Source organism: Microbulbifer hainanensis (assembly GCF_014904735.1).
Lineage (GTDB): Bacteria > Pseudomonadota > Gammaproteobacteria > Pseudomonadales > Cellvibrionaceae > Microbulbifer > Microbulbifer hainanensis.
This window is the reverse complement of the sequence record NZ_JACZCR010000009.1, coordinates 78,148-94,982: the sequence shown is the minus strand read 5'-3', so window position 1 is coordinate 94,982 and position 16,835 is coordinate 78,148. Positions and strand designations below refer to the sequence as shown.

General features: G+C 61.6%; 15 protein-coding genes and 1 riboswitch. Of the genes, 7 read left to right on the top strand and 8 right to left on the bottom strand.

Annotation, left to right across the window (positions count from 1 at the left end; translation table 11 throughout):
- Positions 1 to 3: 3 nt before the first annotated feature.
- The 6 genes from IG168_RS03485 to IG168_RS03460 form a co-directional block, all read right to left on the bottom strand.
- Positions 4 to 387, bottom strand: coding sequence for a YkvA family protein (locus tag IG168_RS03485; RefSeq protein ID WP_193161761.1), 384 nt, complete (start codon positions 385 to 387; stop codon positions 4 to 6).
- On the bottom strand, positions 384 to 1,070 hold the full coding sequence (locus IG168_RS03480) for a class I SAM-dependent methyltransferase (protein ID WP_226876493.1): 687 nt from the start codon (positions 1,068 to 1,070) through the stop codon (positions 384 to 386). Before IG168_RS03480 ends, IG168_RS03485 begins: the two co-directional genes overlap by 4 nt.
- Complete coding sequence (locus tag IG168_RS03475) at positions 1,051 to 4,185, bottom strand: efflux RND transporter permease subunit (RefSeq protein ID WP_193161760.1); 3,135 nt, start codon at positions 4,183 to 4,185, stop codon at positions 1,051 to 1,053. The genes IG168_RS03480 and IG168_RS03475 overlap by 20 nt, the downstream gene beginning before the upstream one ends.
- On the bottom strand, positions 4,182 to 5,450 hold the full coding sequence (locus IG168_RS03470; protein ID WP_193161759.1) for an efflux RND transporter periplasmic adaptor subunit: 1,269 nt from the start codon (positions 5,448 to 5,450) through the stop codon (positions 4,182 to 4,184). The genes IG168_RS03475 and IG168_RS03470 overlap by 4 nt, the downstream gene beginning before the upstream one ends.
- Entirely contained in the window at positions 5,447 to 6,751 is a 1,305-nt protein-coding gene (locus tag IG168_RS03465; protein ID WP_193161758.1) for a TolC family protein, read from the bottom strand. Before IG168_RS03465 ends, IG168_RS03470 begins: the two co-directional genes overlap by 4 nt.
- A gap of 82 nt (positions 6,752 to 6,833) precedes the next feature.
- Positions 6,834 to 7,193: a hypothetical protein gene (locus IG168_RS03460; protein ID WP_193161757.1), complete on the bottom strand. Its 360-nt coding sequence runs from the start codon at positions 7,191 to 7,193 to the stop codon at positions 6,834 to 6,836.
- Between the two features lie 261 nt (positions 7,194 to 7,454).
- Here IG168_RS03460 and IG168_RS03455 point away from each other — a divergent pair, with 261 nt between their 5' ends.
- Positions 7,455 to 8,015 carry a L,D-transpeptidase gene (locus IG168_RS03455; protein WP_226876492.1) on the top strand — a complete coding sequence of 187 codons (561 nt, stop codon included), beginning with the start codon at positions 7,455 to 7,457 and terminating at the stop codon, positions 8,013 to 8,015.
- Positions 8,016 to 8,104: 89 nt separating this feature from the next.
- The gene (radA, locus tag IG168_RS03450; protein ID WP_193161756.1) at positions 8,105 to 9,499 is read left to right on the top strand and encodes a DNA repair protein RadA; all 1,395 of its coding nucleotides are present in this window, start codon (positions 8,105 to 8,107) and stop codon (positions 9,497 to 9,499) included.
- A 53-nt stretch (positions 9,500 to 9,552) separates the two neighbouring features.
- Here the strand turns inward: radA and IG168_RS03445 are convergent, their stop codons facing one another.
- On the bottom strand, positions 9,553 to 9,936 hold the full coding sequence (locus IG168_RS03445) for a DUF6249 domain-containing protein (protein ID WP_193161755.1): 384 nt from the start codon (positions 9,934 to 9,936) through the stop codon (positions 9,553 to 9,555).
- A gap of 159 nt (positions 9,937 to 10,095) precedes the next feature.
- On the opposite strand from IG168_RS03445, the gene IG168_RS03440 reads away from it, so the two are divergent.
- From IG168_RS03440 to cobO, 5 genes are all read left to right on the top strand, one after another.
- Positions 10,096 to 10,932 (top strand): ABC transporter substrate-binding protein, encoded by an 837-nt coding sequence (locus IG168_RS03440; RefSeq protein WP_193161754.1) that lies wholly within the window; start codon positions 10,096 to 10,098, stop codon positions 10,930 to 10,932.
- Positions 10,901 to 11,911, top strand: a complete 1,011-nt coding sequence (locus tag IG168_RS03435) for a FecCD family ABC transporter permease (protein WP_226876491.1) — start codon at positions 10,901 to 10,903, stop codon at positions 11,909 to 11,911. The genes IG168_RS03440 and IG168_RS03435 overlap by 32 nt, the downstream gene beginning before the upstream one ends.
- Positions 11,908 to 12,678 (top strand): ABC transporter ATP-binding protein, encoded by a 771-nt coding sequence (locus tag IG168_RS03430; protein WP_319024650.1) that lies wholly within the window; start codon positions 11,908 to 11,910, stop codon positions 12,676 to 12,678. The genes IG168_RS03435 and IG168_RS03430 overlap by 4 nt, the downstream gene beginning before the upstream one ends.
- A gap of 52 nt (positions 12,679 to 12,730) precedes the next feature.
- Positions 12,731 to 12,915: riboswitch (cobalamin riboswitch) on the top strand.
- 150 nt (positions 12,916 to 13,065) lie between these two features.
- Positions 13,066 to 14,910, top strand: a complete 1,845-nt coding sequence (locus IG168_RS03425; RefSeq protein ID WP_193161752.1) for a TonB-dependent receptor plug domain-containing protein — start codon at positions 13,066 to 13,068, stop codon at positions 14,908 to 14,910.
- Between the two features lie 76 nt (positions 14,911 to 14,986).
- A complete protein-coding gene (gene cobO, locus IG168_RS03420) occupies positions 14,987 to 15,613 on the top strand; it encodes a cob(I)yrinic acid a,c-diamide adenosyltransferase (RefSeq protein ID WP_193161751.1) in 627 nt (208 codons plus the stop codon).
- A 23-nt stretch (positions 15,614 to 15,636) separates the two neighbouring features.
- Here the strand turns inward: cobO and IG168_RS03415 are convergent, their stop codons facing one another.
- Positions 15,637 to 16,689: an AraC family transcriptional regulator gene (locus tag IG168_RS03415; protein WP_226876490.1), complete on the bottom strand. Its 1,053-nt coding sequence runs from the start codon at positions 16,687 to 16,689 to the stop codon at positions 15,637 to 15,639.
- Positions 16,690 to 16,835 lie beyond the last annotated feature (146 nt).

The window sequence follows — 16,835 nt, the reverse complement described above, 5'->3', positions numbered from 1 at the left end:
CCGCTAAGAGACCGAGAGCTTCCATAACCAGTGGACAATTGCGACGAGCGCGGCAATCCAGACTATCGCGATCACGACTCCGGCAACGCGGTTCTTCGGTAGCGACAGTGGTTGCGTCTCCGCGCGGGTCTGCAGCTCGCGCCACAGCTCCGGCGGCACCAGCCGCATCGCCAGGTAGATGCCGAGCGGCAGCAATATCAGGTCGTCCAGATAGCCGATCAACGGGATAAAATCCGGAATCAGATCGATGGGGCTGAATGCATAGGCAATCACCACAATCAGCAGCAGCTTGGCGGCGAGCGGTGTCCGGGGATCACGGCTCGCCAGGTAGAGTACCTGTAGCTGCACCTTCATGTTCTGCGCAAAACGCCTCAGCCGCTTGATCATTCCAGCTTGCGGCAAAAGCAATAGACGAAGCGTTGCACCACACCTGCCGGGGTGTGGTGCTCCTCCCGCTCCTGCCCCAGCAGATCAAAGGGCGCGCCGAACTCGCCGTGCAACTGTTCGCCGCTGTAGCGCACTACCGGCAAGCCACTGCATTTTTCCGGGCCGTCTTCGGCGAAGGTGGCCACGATCACGTGGCCGCCAGGTTTAACTGAGTGGAGCACTGCCTGTACATATTTCTGCCGGTCCCGGGCCGCGGTCAGAAAGTGAAATACGGCTCTGTCATGCCAGATGTCATACGCCTGCTCCGGCAGACCAGTTTCCAGGATATTCGCTTCCAGCCAGTGAACTTTATCTGCCTCTGCGCCGAGCCGGCATCTGGCTTTTGCCAGTGCTGCGCCGGATAGATCGAGCACCGTGAGATTTCGATAGCCCTTGTGCAGCAGGTCGTCCACCAGCGTGGAGGCGCCGCCGCCCACGTCGATAATATTCGCGGACTTGGGCGCGCCCGTCTGCTCGATCAGCCGGACCGATACCTCGGCGTGTTCCTGGAACCAGCTGACTTCGTCTTCCGATTTTGAGCTGTAGACCTTTTCCCAGTGGTTTTTCTCTTTCAGAGTCGAGTCCCCCGTTATTGCGGCGAATGACGGTTGCCGTTTGTTATTTTTAGTTTTCTCTAACCACATTAAGCGAGCGGCGTTTCCACAAATAAAACACCGCCGGCAATACTAGCAGGGTCAGTAGCAGGGCGCTCAACATGCCGCCCACCATCGGCGCGGCGATGCGGCTCATCACTTCGGAGCCGGTGCCCGAGCCGAATAAGATCGGCAGCAGGCCAACGACGATGGCGGCGGCGGTCATCATCACCGGGCGCACCCGCAATCCGGCGCCAGTCAACACCGCCTCGCGCAGGGACTCTGTCCCGGGGCTTGTATTCCGCTCCGCGCAGTCGCGGTACATTTCGGCATGGCTCTGGTTCAGGTAGACGAGCATGATTACGCCGATTTCCACCGCGACCCCGGCCAGCGCGATAAAGCCGACACCCACCGCGACGGAAAAATTGTAATCGAGCATATAGACGAACCACAGGGAGCCCACAGTGGCCAGCGGCAGTGTGCCCATGATGATGGCCACTTCCCAGATATCGCGGAAATTGAAGTACAGCAACACGGCAATAATGAACAGGGTCAGCGGCACCACATAGGTGAGTTTCTCCACCGCCCGCTGCATGTACTCGTACTGCCCGGACCAGGTCACCGAGTAGCCGGGCGGCAGCTGCAGCTGCTCGTCGACAGCGGCGCGCGCCTTCTGCACATAGCTGCCCACGTCGACACCCTCAATGTCGATAAAGCTCCAGCCGTTCAGTCGCGCGTTTTCGCTCTTGATCGCTGGCGGGCCGTCCGCCACCGCGATGTCGGCCACATCACCCAGTGCGATGCGCTGCCCTGCCGGCGTGACGATCGGCAGCTGCGCCAGCCTTTCCGGCGAGTTGCGGTAGTCCTGCGGGTAGCGCAGGTTGACCGGGTAGCGCTCCAGTCCCTCGACAGTCTGGGTCACGTTCATGCCGCCGACGGCGGTCGCAATCACCTGCTGCACGTCGGCAATATTGAGGCCGTAGCGGGCGGCGCTTGCCCGGTCGATATCCACGTTGATGTAGCGGCCGCCGGCGACCCGCTCGGAATACACAGATGCGGTGCCCGGCACATGCTCGAGAATCCGCTCCAGTTGCAGGCCTATCTGTTGTATCTGCTTCAGGTCCGGTCCTGCCACCTTGATGCCGACAGGTGTCTTGATACCGGTTGCCAGCATATCGGTGCGGGTCTTGATCGGCATCACCCAGGCGTTAGTCACGCCGGGTAGCTTGACCAGTGCATCCAGCTCCCTCTTCAGTTTTTCTGTGGTCATACCCGCGCGCCACTGGTCCCGCGGTTTCAGCTGGATAAAGGTTTCGATCATGGTCAGTGGCGCCGGATCCGTGGCGGTCTCGGCGCGGCCGATCTTGCCGAACACGGTTTTCACTTCCGGCACCGTGCGGATCAGTTTGTCGGTCTGCTGCAGCAGCTCGCGCGCCTTGCCGATAGACAGGCCCGGGTAGGTGGTGGGCATATACATCAGATCGCCCTCGTCCAGCGGCGGGATAAACTCGCTGCCGATCTTGCCGAGCGGCCACAATGCGGTGAGTAGCAGAACCAATGCCACTACCAGGGTCGTTCGCGGAAACTGCAGGACCCGTTTGAGCACGGGCATATAGGCGTTTATCAGCCAACGGTTGAGCGGATTGCTGTGCTCGGGGCGCACACGGCCGCGGATAAAAAGGCCCATCAGTACCGGCACCAGGGTTACCGCCAGCGCCGCGCTCGCAGCCATCGCATAGGTCTTGGTGAACGCCAGCGGCGAGAACATGCGCCCTTCCTGCGCTTGCAGGGTGAACACCGGCAGGAAGCTCACGGTGATGATCAGCAGGCTGAAGAACAGCGCCGGGCCCACTTCCGTCGCGGATTTGGCGACAATCTGCCAGCGGTTTTGATCATTGAGCGGCGTGCGTTCCATATGCTTGTGCATGTTCTCGATCAGCACTATGGCACCGTCGATCATGGCTCCGATGGCAATGGCGATGCCGCCAAGAGACATGATATTGGCGTTGAGCCCCTGCAGGTGCATGACGATAAAGGCGGTCAATATGCCCACCGGCAGGCTGATGATGGCCACCAGCGATGAGCGCAGGTGAAACAGGAACACCACACAGACCAGCGCCACCACCACAAATTCCTCCAGCAGCTTGTGCCAGAGATTGTCCACCGCGCGCTCGATCAGTGCCGAGCGGTCGTAGACGGTGACGATTTCCACACCTTCGGGCAGGCCCGCCTTGAGCTTTTCCAGCTTGGCCTTGACGCCGTCGATGGTCCTCTGTGCATTTTCTCCGAAGCGCATCACGACGATGCCGCCGACTGCCTCGCCCTCGCCGTCCAGCTCGGCGATGCCGCGCCGCAGTTGTGGGCCCAGGGCGATATCGGCCACATCTTTGAGCAGAATGGGCGTGCCCTTGACGTCCATGCCCAGCGGTATGTTGGCCAGGTCGTCGATCGCCTGGATATAGCCACTGGCCCGGACCATGTATTCGGCTTCGGCCATTTCCACCACTGAGGCACCCACCTCCTGGTTGCCCCGCTGTATCGCCATCTGGATATGGGCGAGTGGAATGCCGTAGGCGCGCAGCTTTTCCGGGTCCACCTTGACCTGGTACTGCTTCACCATGCCGCCAAGCGGCGCTACTTCGGATACCCCGGGCACCGTCTGCAGCTCGTATTTCAGGAACCAATCCTGCAGGCTGCGCAGTTCGCTGATATCGTGTTTGCCGCTTCTGTCCACCAGCGCATAGAGGTACACCCAGCCGACCCCGGTGGCGTCCGGCCCCAGTTGCGGCTGCGCGTTGGCGGGCAGGGTAGGGGCTACCTGGGACAGGTATTCCAGTACCCGCGAGCGCGCCCAGTAGAGATCGGTGTCGTCGTCGAAGATGACATAGACATAGGAGTCGCCGAAGAAAGAAAAGCCGCGCACAGTGACTGCGCCGGGTACCGACAGCATCGCCGTGGTCAGCGGATAGGTGACCTGGTCCTCCACTACCTGCGGCGCCTGACCCGGATAGTGGGTCTTGATAATCACCTGCACGTCGGATAGATCCGGTATTGCGTCCACCGGGGTGTTTTTCAGTGAATAGATCCCCGCGCCGACAAGGATCACGGTGGCCAGCAGCACGAAGACTCGGTTGCCCACCGACCAGCGGATCAGGGCGGCAATCACGGTTTGTCTCCCATCGATTCCATTGACTCCATCGAGTCCTTTGTGTCCATTGAGTCCATCGGACTGGACGGCGACATACGCATAAAGTCCGAGGTCTTGCTGGATTCAGAATCGATCAGGAACTGCGCGGAGGTGACAATGCGCTCGCCCTCTTTCAAACCAGAGAGGATTTCTACCTGGCGCTCGCCTATGAGGCCCGTTTGCACCTGCACCGACTTGAACCTGCCGTCACCGAGGGCGAGCACGACGCGTGGCTTGCCGCCTGTGCGGATCAGGGCCTCGGTGGGGATCAGCAGTGTCTCTCCGCCGCGGCGCGCGTGTATTGTGAGCTGCGCAAACATATTCGGTTTGAGCCGCCACTCCCGATTGCCGAAGCGCGCGCGTATGCGAGCGGTGCGCGTTTTTTCGTCCACGGTCGGGTAGATGTAATCGACGGTTCCGGTCCAACTCTGTCCGGGCAGGTAGTCCAGGCGCATGGTGACAGGATCGCCTTTGCTCAGCAGCGCCGCCTGGCGCTCGAACACTTCGCCGACGACCCACACTTCGTCGAGCGCGGCGATGGACATCACTGGCATGCCCGGCTGGACGAAAACGCCTTCGCGCACGTTGAGCTTGTCCACGACGCCGGATTGGGGCGCGTAGACGGTGACGGTGCGGCGCGCCTTGCGCGTCTTGTTCAATTCATCGATGGCGCTTTGCGGCAACTGCAGTGCGCGCAAACGCTCGCGGGCTGCGTCGATCAGGATACGGTTTTTGTGTTTCAGCGCGAGTACCAGCTCTTCCTGGGCATTGACCAGTTCCGGTGAGTAGATGGTGTACAGCGCCATCCCCTTGCGTACCGGATCCCCGTCTGTGTCCACGTAGAGTTTCTCTATCCAACCCTCTACCCTGGGGTGTATCCGCACCAGCTGTTCTTCGTCGAACTGCACATAACCCACCGTCTTGATTTCCGTGTCGAACCGGCCGCGCTCGACGGCGGCGGTGCGCACACCCAGGTTGTTGACCACCTCCGGGGAGATGCGCACAGTCCCTGGCGATTCGCCCACCTGTCCCTCTTCGAACACGGGGATCAGCTCCATACCCATTGGCGACTTGCCGGGCTTGTCGCTGTGGTAGCTGGGGTCCATGGGCGCGACCCAGTACAGCGGTTTGCGCCCGCCGCCGGAGGCGTTCTCTTCCTTGCCGCCGTGCAGCAACAGTGCAGAGGGGACGCCGATGGCGATACCCAGCGTGACCAACAAGAGCGCCTTGATACGGTTATTCATTTTTGAGGTTCTCCTGTCGCCCCCGGGACCTGCGTGAGCAGATAATTCAATTGCGCGATGGTTTTCAGGCGTTCGACTTCAATATCGAGCGCATCGATTTTTGTGTTCAGTTCGGCGATGCGCGCGCGCACCGCTTCGGCAAAGTCACCTTCGTCGTTGTTGTAGGCGGCCAGTGATGCCTCTGCCTGCTCGCGCATCTGCGGCAACAGCTCGCCGCGGTAGAGGGCGCGGCGCTGGTCGAGGCGGATAAGCTGCAGGCGGGCTTTCTGCAATTGCGCGAGCAGCTGGCGCAGTAACAGGGATCGCTCGGTTTCAGTAGCCGCGGTACGTGCCACCGCTGCGCTGAGCTGTCGGTCCTGTCGCTTTGCAGTGAACAACGGCAGATCAAAACTGACCCCGAGGGTGAGCAGGTCTGTCCTGTCCTGCCCCATCGGGTCCTCTCCGCGGTAGCCATAGCTGGCTTTGAGGGCCCACTCCGGCTTGTATTTCTGCTTGGCGAGATCGATGCCGGTAGCTACCGCGTCTATTTTCTCTTCCAGCGCCAGCACTGCCGGGTGCAGGCGCAGCTGCTGATACCAGTCGGACGGAGAGCGACTGTCTGCCATTGGCACTACCGGCTCCAGGTGCGGCAGGGTTCCGCCGATGCCCCTGCTTACCGCGTCGTCGACCCATTCCGATAATCGCTGTTCGGCGCTTTCCTGACGCTGCTGCAGCACCGTCAGGCGGTCGTCCAGGCGGGTCAGTTCCAGTTGTGCGCGAATCACGTCCGGCTGGCGCGCGCGCCCCTGGGCTGATGCGTAGCTTGCAACGGCGGCGTCCACCAGCTGCGTGAACAGGGCGCGGTCGCCGTCGATCAGGTGGATGCTTTCGCGCGCGCGGTAGATGTCCAGCCACAGTTGCGCGACAGTCGCGCGCACCCTGGCCCGGCGATCGGCGCGCATCAGCGGTTCTCGCGCGGCGAGCTGTTCCTTCTGCTGGCGCGATAGCGCCCGGCTGTCCCCGCGCGGAAACATCTGGCTGATACCGAGGGCGAACTGTGTCATCGGCTCCTGGCCGAAATTGAAGGTGTCCGTGGGCATATTGAGTGCAGCGACCGCTACGGTCGGATCCGGCAGCTGGGCGGCGGCCAAAGCCTCATCCGCCAGCGCATCTTCGGTGTAGCGGCTGCCGGCCAGCCAGGGGTCGCGCTCTATCGCGATGGCGATGGCCTGCTCGAATACCAGACCGCTTGCCGCGGCGGCCGGTGGCGATGGCAGCACAACGGCGAGTGCGGTCGCCGTTGCGTACACAAGGTTTCGCATTGGTTTGCTCTTCACTGCTCATTGAGTGACGGCGGCCAGTTTGGCCGCTTATGGATTTTTAAAGGTGTGTCTCGCCCGGGAATCAGGCGATTGGCGGTCGGAAGAGCGGGGAGATGGGGGCTGGAGGAATTTGAAAAGTAAGGGAATCAGTGCCCAAGCATTGGCTAATGGGGTGGTGCGAGGATAGTAGGGCGGGCGGCAGCGCCGTGGAAAAACAACCGGCGAAGGTGCAGTTTTCTCCGGCGTGCAGGCAACAGTCACACTTGTCTACCGTGGCCAGTTCGCCTTGCATTGGCATCGACTTATCCATCGATACGGCCACCGACATATTCATCGGGGCGCCCCCCACCGTCGCGGCGCAGTCAGTAGGCAATACCGATGCGATGGCTTGGCCGAGCAGGGCCGCCAGCAGGATCAGCACTGTTGCGAGATTGCGCTTCACCGGGATATACCCTGACGATGGAAGAGGGGTAGAACCATATCACACAGACTGCGCAGTAGCGCATATTTTCCGGCTTCCATTAATTCGAGCAGGGCATGACGTCCGGCGTTTTCCCTTGGTTCAGTAGGCACGGTTTGCATCAGTGAGTTCCGAGCACAGGCGTTATACGGATTTTTGTCAAAAGTCTGCTGCGCAGAGCATGAATTTTTATAAGCAATTGTCCACAACCACGTTACGTTCGAAGTATGTGGAGGTGGGACTATGTCGATTATCGGTCATAGCGGGCGACTCCCTGCCGCAATGCTTGTCTACATGATTGCGCTACTGCTGGCCCTGCCGGTGGCAGCGATCGGTTCGGACTGGTTCGATGACGAGGCCGCGGCCACCGCACCCGGCGTAGCGTCGATCCGCGTGTCCCTCGGTGAGCAGCGGGCTTACTTCTACAAGGGGGATATTCTCGTCGGTGAATCGCGCGTGTCCTCGGGAAAGCCCGGATTCCGCACGCCCCAGGGGCACTATCGCGTGCTGGCGAAAAAGGTGCATCACCGCTCCACGCTGTTCGGCAGCTATGTGGACCGCGATACCCACAGGGTTGTGCGCGCCGACGTGGATACCCGCACTGACAGGCGCCCGGCCGGCACCTACTACCGCGGCGCCAAGATGGACTACTTTATCCGCTTCAATCACGGCATCGGTTTTCACGCTTCGTCCGATGTGCCCAACCATGCCGCCTCCCACGGCTGCGTGCGCATGCCCCCGCAGATGGCACGCAAGTTCTTCCAGTATGCCCCCATTGGCACCCGGGTCATCGTGACCGGGTGACTGCCGGTAACCAGCGACCGTTTTCCCCCGCGCGGCGCGGCAGGTAAACTCTGCGCCCGAATCCGTGAATTTTCCCTGGGGGGACGGCCTTGGCCAGCAAACGCAAAACCGCCTACGTCTGTAATGAGTGCGGCGCCGACTACACCAAGTGGGCCGGCCAGTGCAGCGCCTGTGGTACCTGGAACAGCCTCAGCGAGGTGCGACTGGGGCCGGAACACAAGGACAGCCGCGCGGCCAACTTCACCGATGCCCAGGCCGGCTACGCCGGCGCGGCCGGTGCCGGCAGGGTGCAGAAGCTGTCGGAGATCGATCTCAGCGAGCTGCCCCGTATCCCCACCAATGCCGGCGAGCTGGACCGCGTGCTCGGCGGCGGCCTGGTGCCCGGTTCCGTGGTGCTGATCGGCGGTCACCCGGGCGCGGGCAAGTCCACCATCCTGCTGCAGACCCTGTGCCACCTGGCCGGCAGACTATCGGCGCTGTACATCACCGGCGAGGAATCCCTGCAGCAGGTGGCGATGCGCGCAAAGCGCCTGGGGCTGCCGGCGGACGACCTGCAGATGCTCAGCGAGACCGATGTGGAGCGTATCTGCCAAGTGGCGAAGGAAGTGAAACCGCGGGTCATGGTGGTGGACTCGATCCAGGTCATGCACATGAGCGAGGTGCAGTCGGCACCGGGATCGGTGGCCCAGGTGCGCGAGAGCGCCGCCTACCTGACCCGCTTTGCCAAGCAGACCGGCACCGCCCTGATCCTGGTGGGGCACGTGACCAAGGACGGCAGTCTGGCCGGGCCCAAGGTGCTCGAGCACATCATCGACTGCTCTGTCCTGCTGGAAGGCACCCACGATTCCCGCTTCCGCACCCTGCGCGCGCACAAGAACCGCTTCGGTGCGGTGAACGAGCTGGGTGTTTTTGCGATGACCGAGCAGGGCCTGAAGGAAGTTTCCAATCCATCGGCGATCTTTCTGCAGCGCGCCGAGGAGGTGGCCGCCGGCTCGGTGGTGACGTCTGTATGGGAGGGCACGCGCCCGCTGCTGGTTGAACTGCAGGCGCTGGTGGACGACAGTAGCCTCGGCAACCCGCGCCGGGTCGCCGTGGGCCTGGACCAGAACCGGCTGAACATGCTGCTGGCCGTGCTGCACCGCCATGGCGGTGTCCTCGTCGGCGACCAGGATGTGTTTATCAACGTGGTCGGCGGGGTCAAGGTGATGGAGACCAGTGCCGACCTGACGCTGCTGTTGGCGGTAGTCTCCAGTTTCCGCAACCGCGTGCTAGCGCGGGACCTGATGGTGTTCGGCGAAGTGGGCCTGTCCGGGGAGATACGCCCGGTACCGTCGGGTCAGGAGCGCTTGCGCGAGGCGGCCAAGCACGGTTTCCGCAAGGCCATCGTGCCGGCCGCCAACCGCCTGAAGAACGATGTCGACGGCATGGAAATGGTGCCGGTGAAAACCCTGGCCGAGGCGCTGGCGGCGATCGATATGGCTTGAGCGTCGTCCCCGGCAGCCCCAATTGGGGCTGACTGAGGCGGAGGCGGGCTGTATCAGGCGGGCTGGTGGCGGGCCATCCGGTGCATGACCAGGTAGCTGAGGCCTGCGACCAGGGGTAGCGCGGCGATGGCCAGCATGGCCTTGAACGCATTGTGACTCGGGTCGGGAATGAAAAAACCGAACAGCGCGATGCCGACAGCGGTCATGATCCAGGCAATACCGTTGCGGAAATCCTTTTGCGGGTGCTGGCTGTTGTCAACGCCGAGACGTTCGAGCAGTTCCGGGCTTAGCTCGACACCTTTATCCAGGGCGAAACGTACCGTTTCCTGGATTTCCAGCGCTTTCCGCGCACGAAAGTGCAAGACCATCCACAGCGATACGCCGATCAACAGGAAAAAGGCGAAGGGAACCAGCAGCTCGAGAGTGTCTTCGTTCATTTTGTGTTCCAGTTATTGTTAATGTTTTGTTGTCTCTGTCGGTAGGATGCAGTGGCAGGCCAGTTTGGATTCACCTGTCGTTTGCGGATATGCTGGCCGCGCCATGTCCCGGTCGACGGGCTCCGCCGGCGCCTGTCGGCCCAGAACGACAAATTATCCATGATTTTATTGCTCCGGCCCTTCTTCTTTCTGCTGTTGCTGGTGGTCGCGCCGACAATCTCGGCCGAGTCCAGGGTTGCGTCCCTGAACCTGTGCATCGATCAGGTGCTGCTGAACTGGGTCGCGCCGCAAAGAATTGCCTCGGTGACCTGGCTGTCCGGCGACGAGCACTACCGCAAGGCGCCGCTGCCGGAACACGTTGTCCTGAATCGCGGTCGTGCGGAGGAATTGCTGCGGTTACACCCGGATCTGGTTCTGGTCGGCCAGTACGGCGCCCAGCGCGCGGCAAAGCGCCTGCGCGAGCTGGGTTTGCGGGTTGTAGACATTCCCGATGCGTACAGCCTGGCGCAGCTGGTACAGCAGCTGGATGCCCTGCAGCAGGCGCTCGGCGACAATTCCGCGCTGGCGGCGCAGCGCCGGCGCCTGCAACAGCTGCTGGCGGAATCCGCAGTCCCGGGCGGCGCCAGCGCACTGATCCTGTCCGCCAACAACATTACCTACGGTAGCGGCATGCTGGAGAGCCAGCTGCTCGAGCGCGCCGGGTTTGAAAATCTCGCCGCCCGGGATGGCGCAGGCCAGTTGCGCCGCGTCAGTCTGGAGGAAGTGGTCGCCGCACAGCCGGATCTGCTGGTGCTGTATGGAGGCGACGATGAATTCGCGCTCGCGCACCTGGCCGAGCGGCACCCGGTCATCCGCCGCTATGTTGACAGCGGCCGGGTCTTTACCCTGCCGGCAGAGCTCGGTTTCTGCCCGGTACTCGTGGCGGCGGATGTACTGCAACAACTCAAGGAAAAGAGAGAATCCCTTGCCTCGAAGTCTTCCGATCGACACCAATAATCTCGCCCTGTGGCTGCTGGCGCTGGCCCTGCCGTTGGCATTGATCGCCGCGCTGGTCAGTGGGCCCGTCTCCATCGATCTCGCCGCGGCGCTGCAGCAGGGCTGGCGCGGTGACGGCAGCGACGCAGTGATCCTGTGGCAACTGCGCCTGCCGCGCGCGCTGCTGGCGATTCTGATCGGCGCGGCACTGGGCATGGGGGGCGCCGCGATGCAGGGCATGCTGCGCAACCCGCTGGCGGAACCGGCACTCCTGGGGGTGAGCAGCGGTGCGGCACTCGCTGCAATCCTTTTGCTCTACTACGGCCTCGCCTGGCAGTCCGGCTGGCTGTTGCCGGTGCTGGCCATCGTCGGGGCTTTTGTCGCGGTGGCCTGTGTGTGGATGCTGGCCGGGCGCGGTGCCAGCGCCAGCCGCCTGGTGCTCGCCGGTGTGGCTATCAATGCCTTCCTGTCGGCGCTGATGGCTCTGGCCCTGAATTACGCGCCGAGCATGTTTGCCATGCAGGAAATCGTTTTCTGGTTGCTCGGTTCGCTGGCCAACCGCGGCTGGGATCAGCTTCTGTTAGCACTGCCATTTATCCTGGCCGGCGCCGTGCTGCTGTTCTCTGCACGCAATTACCTGCGTGCACTGTCACTTGGCGAGGCGAGCGCGGCTTCGCTTGGATTCCGCGGCCACCGTTATCCGCTGCTGGTGTTACTCGGAATCGCCGCGGCGGTGGGCGCTGCAGTGGCGGTGGCCGGTACCATTGGCTTTGTCGGCCTTGTGGTGCCGCATCTGGTGCGCCCGCTGGTGCGGCAGGATCCTGGGCGGTTGCTGTGGGCCAGCGCGCTGGCCGGTGCACTGCTGCTGTTGCTGGCGGACATTCTCGTGGTGAATTTTGTCGGTGCGCAGGAGTTGCGCATCGGTGCGGTAACCGCCTTTATCGGCGCGCCGTTCTTTTTCTGGCTGATTGTCAGCGCACGTCGGGGGCAGGGATCGTGAGCGAAGTATCGGTGGAAGTTACCTGTGAAAACCTCGGCCTGGAACGCCACGGGCTCAAGGTACTGCGCGATATCCGCTGCGTGTTCAAACCGGGCGAGTTGACCGCCGTGGTCGGCCCGAATGGCGCCGGCAAGAGTACCTTGCTGGAAATTCTCGCCGGCGTGCTGGTGCCTTCATCGGGTCGCCTCACATTCGACAGCCGCGATGCCGAAAAGCTGCCGGCAGCGCAGCGCGCACAGATCTGTGCTTACCTGCCCCAGGCGGAGACACCGGCCTGGAGCCTGAGCGCCCGGGACCTGGTGGCGCTGGGGCTGCTGCCCTGGGGGCGCCGCGGTGAGGATGCCGAGCGTATTGCCCGCGCCCTGAAAACCGTCGATGCGCAGCCACTGGCCTCGCGGCCGGTCACCCAGTTGTCCGGCGGCGAGCTGCGGCGTGTGCAGCTGGCGCGGTTGATGGTGGGCGACGCGCCGCTGCTGATCGCCGACGAACCCACCGCAGCTCTGGATATCCGCCACCAGTTACAACTGATGCACAGCTTTCGCCAGCAGGCTGACGCCGGTAAGACGGTATTGCTGGCACTACATGACCTGGCCCTGGCAGCGCGGTTCTGCGATCGCGTACTGCTGTTGCAGGACGGCCATCTCCGCGCCCAGGGAGCGCCCGAGGATGTGTTTACCCCGGCGCTGATCGGCGATGTCTACGGTGTCAGCTGTGAATTTCGCTGGCGCAATGGCGTCGCGGACTTTGTGCCACTGGATCTGCTTTAAATAAGTATTTCATTCCCAACCATGTGATACCGCTGCGCGGTTTCCGCTATACTTGCCGCCGCCCTGGGTGCCCAGCAGTGCCTTTAACCTGTTAGTCAGGCGCTTGGCTGGGGTAAACGGGAAGTCCGGTGAGCCAGTTTCTTCAAGGCGCACTCCGGCGCTGCCCCCGCAACGGTGATTCGATTTTCCCGCCGGAATTTCGATAAGCCCGATACCGGCCCTCGGTGATTGTCCGGACTCCGTCCGGATTCGAGGATAAAGCGGAGGGCTTTGTCTGGTCTGTGTGAAGGGCCGTCCTAAAAATTCCTTTTAGTATTTCCCGTAGTCCGCACCGATTGCACTCACCCTCCCTCAATCCGTTTTTTATCTCGAGATTGGGGAATCACCATGAAAAGAACACTTGTTGCAGCCGCGATTGCTGCCGCGTGTCAACCTGTCACAACCCTCGCCGCCGATGATCTGGAGCAGATGGTCGTCACCGGAAACCGTGTCGAAATTCCGAAAGCCCAGAGTGGCGTTTCCGTTTCCGTACTCACCGACGTGGATATTGAGCGACTCGGTTACACCAGCCTGCTGGATGTAATCCGTACGTTGCCTGGAGTCTCCATCAGTAACAATGGTGGGGCGGGAAAAGTCAGCGCAGTGTACCTGCGCGGTGAGAGCAGCTACCGCACGCTGGTTTTACTCGACGGCGTCAATATTTCCGACCCCACCAACACCCAGGTGGCGACACAATTCCAGCATCTGCTGGCCAGCGATGTTGAGCGTATCGAAGTGCTGCGTGGCCCACAGGGCATGATGTACGGTGCCGGCGCCGGCGGGGTCATCAATATCATCAGTAAAGAATCCAGCGAACCCTTGCAGGCCCGACTTGGGGTGGAAGCGGGCCGCTACGGAGCGCAGCAGGTCAATGCGGATCTCGGCGGGAAAAGGGAACGGTGGAATTACCGCGTCAACGTTTCGCGCTTTGAAAATGATGGTTTTAACAGCCGCGTCAGCGACACGACGGGCGAGCGCGACGGCTACGAAAACTTCACCGGCTCTGCGAGACTGGGTTACCGGTTCACCGATGCACTGAGCGTGGAAGGTCAGGTTCGCCGCACCGATACCGAATCGGAATTTGACGGCTGCTATGCGGGCTTCGTCACTACTGAGGAGTGCCTGGATAAATTCAAGCAGACCAGCTACCGGCTGGCGGGCAATTACCAGCAGGACAAAACCGCGCACCGCGTTTCCCTCGCGCGGCAGGAAATTTCACGGGACAGTCTGTCACTGGGCGAAAGCAGCTACGCGGTCGATGGCGTGATTGCGGAAGCCAATTATGTGGGCAACAGCGCGATCGCAGGTGGCGAGCTGGTCTGGGGCGCGGAGCTGGAACAGCAGAATTATGATTCAGCGACCAGTGAGCAGGACCTCGACAGCCTGGGCCTGTTTACCGAGTGGAATGGCAATCTGGCGGACAGGGTCTACTACACCCTCGGTTACCGCCGTGACAGGCTGGAAAGCGAAGACCACAACAGCTGGCGAGTTTCCGTGGCCTATCCGGTACTGCTGGGTGAACAGCAGCAGTTAAAGTACCGCGCCAGTTACGGCACCGGCTACCGTGCTCCCAGCCCCTATGAGGTGGCGTACAACACCGCCGAAGATGTCGCCGCCGTCGGGCCGGAAACCAGCCGGGGTTACGAACTGGGACTGGATTATCAGCTGGCAGAGCTGCTGCGGCTCGAGATCACCTATTTTGACCAGCAGGTGACTGACGCCATTGTCTATGACTATTCGCTCGGTACCTGGGGAGCCTATGCCCAGGACGATGGTACAAGCGAGTCCGAAGGTGTGGAGCTCTCCCTGGCAGGAGACTTCAACCCGGAACTTTCCTGGTACCTGAACAGTACCTGGCTGGACGCCGTGGATACGGAAGGCGACCAGCGACTGCAGGTGCCGCAGCAGGTTGCCAACCTGGGGCTCACCTATCGCCTGCTCGGTGACCGCCTGAGCATCAGCGGCAACTGGCAGCGGGTGGCCGACCGGATGAGTCCAAATCCATCCTGGGGCGGCCCGGCTCTCGCCCTGGAAGATTACGACAAGCTGGACATCAACGCGGCCTACCGGCTGTCGGACTCCGTGCGCCTGAGCCTGCGCGGTGAAAATGTACTGGACGAGGACTACCGCGAAGTTGCCGGATACTACACTGCGGGGGCGACGGTCTATGCAGGCGTGCAATTGACCCTGTAACCTTGGCCATCCCCCGGCGGGAGTGGCGCTAGGCCGCTCCCGCTATCTGTTCAGCAACTGCAATACCAGACTGACTATGACTGCACCGGACGACTCGCCCAAAAAAGAACGCCACAAAAAGCGCATGCAAGCGCGCAAGAAAATTGTCGATGCGGGTGTAGCCCGAGCACTGGAAGAGCGCGGCATCGTGATCCTGTATACCGGGGATGGCAAAGGCAAAACCACCGCGGCGGTGGGAACGGTGACCCGCGCACTGGGTTACGGCCACAAAGTGGTGGTGGCACAGTTCATCAAGGGCGTATGGGAGTGCGGGGAGAAAAACCTGCTGACCGGCCTGCCTGCCGGCCAATACCCGCTGCAGTGGTTTGAAATGGGGACCGACTTCACCTGGGAGACGCAGGATTTCGAGACCGACAAAGCGGCGGCGCTGGCGCTGTGGGACAGGGCCCGCACAGCACTATCCGACAGCAGTGTCTACCTGGTGGTACTGGATGAACTTACCTATGCGCTCAATTACCACTGGCTGGATAAAGACGAGGTGCTGGAGGCTATTGCGCAGCGCCCTGCGGACCAGACCGTGATCATTACCGGGCGCGGCGCAAAGCAGTATCTGAAGGATGCAGCGGATACAGTAACGGAAATGCGCGCGCTCAAACACGCTTTCCATGACGGTATCGCCGCGCGCCAGGGCATCGAATGGTAGCGATGCGCTGACACGGGGGCGGGTCAGTCCGCTGCCGGCTCGAGGATCGCCGACGCGTCCTTGATCATTGCGGTTGTCTGCAGCTTGCTGCGCCGGCTCAGCGGTGTGATGCCGTACCAGCGACGGCAGGCGCGATTGAACGAGCTCTGTTCCCGGTAACCGAGCAGGCTCGCAATCTGGGTCATCGGCATTTCCGGTTCGCTGAGATAGCTGTCGGCGCGTTCGCGACGGATATCGTCGAGCAGATCTTCAAACACAATACCGTGCTCACTGAGCCGGCGTTGCAGTGTGCGCTTGTGCAGGCCGAGCTGATTCGCCACCACCTGCAGATTGCAACGCTGGGTCGGCAGCAGGCGATAGATCAACTGCTTGACCTGGTGCAGCACGTCGAGGGGCTCACAAATCAGTGCGTCGTTGATATATTTTCCGAACAGTTCATACAGCGCCGGGTTCTGCGCATCGATGTTTTTGTTCAGGTGCTCGGTGCTGACGACCAGTGCATCGCTCTCGCGGCCAAAATAAACCGGGGCTTCGAAAATCTGCTGGTAGCTGTTGTGGCCCAGTGATTCACTGGCCTTGAGGGTGACGGCTTCCGCGCGGAAATCGCTCCCGTACAGCATCTTGAAGACGTTGTTGGCCAGGCCAAGAGCCAGCTCCATATGCTGGCGTGCACCGGTGATGGGTTCGCTGACTTCGAGTTTCAGGTACGCGAGCCCGCCCTGATTTCCGCGATCCAGTGTCATGTGCATGCCCGGGGCGTAATAGCGCATGTACTGGACAATTTTCTGCATTGCCTCGCCGACAGTAGGCGCACTGAGGGCAATTGCGGCCAGAGAGCCAAACATCGTCAGGTCCTGTTCCTGCGCCAGGCGCAGACCGAAATCCGGGCAGTTCAGCGCCCGAGCCGCTTCCTCGATCAACGCGATTTTGGTGCGGTAGGGCATTACTCCTTCAAGCTTTAATACTTTTTCCGGGTCGATATTAAAGCGGTGCAGCAAGGCGTCCGGATTGCCATTTAGCCGAGTAACCAGTTCATAAAAACCCGTCAATGAAGCGGTTCTAATCAGCAGAGTCATATGTCAGTGAGCCCAAAGTCACCCCACCCCTAAGGGTGCAGGTCGTTATCCGGCAACAGAGGCCGGGTTGTCTGTTTCTTGCGGTGTTGTGATGGCAAAGGGGAAAAGTTCAGAACCGGTTGTTGCGGTGGGTCCGGCGAAGAGCG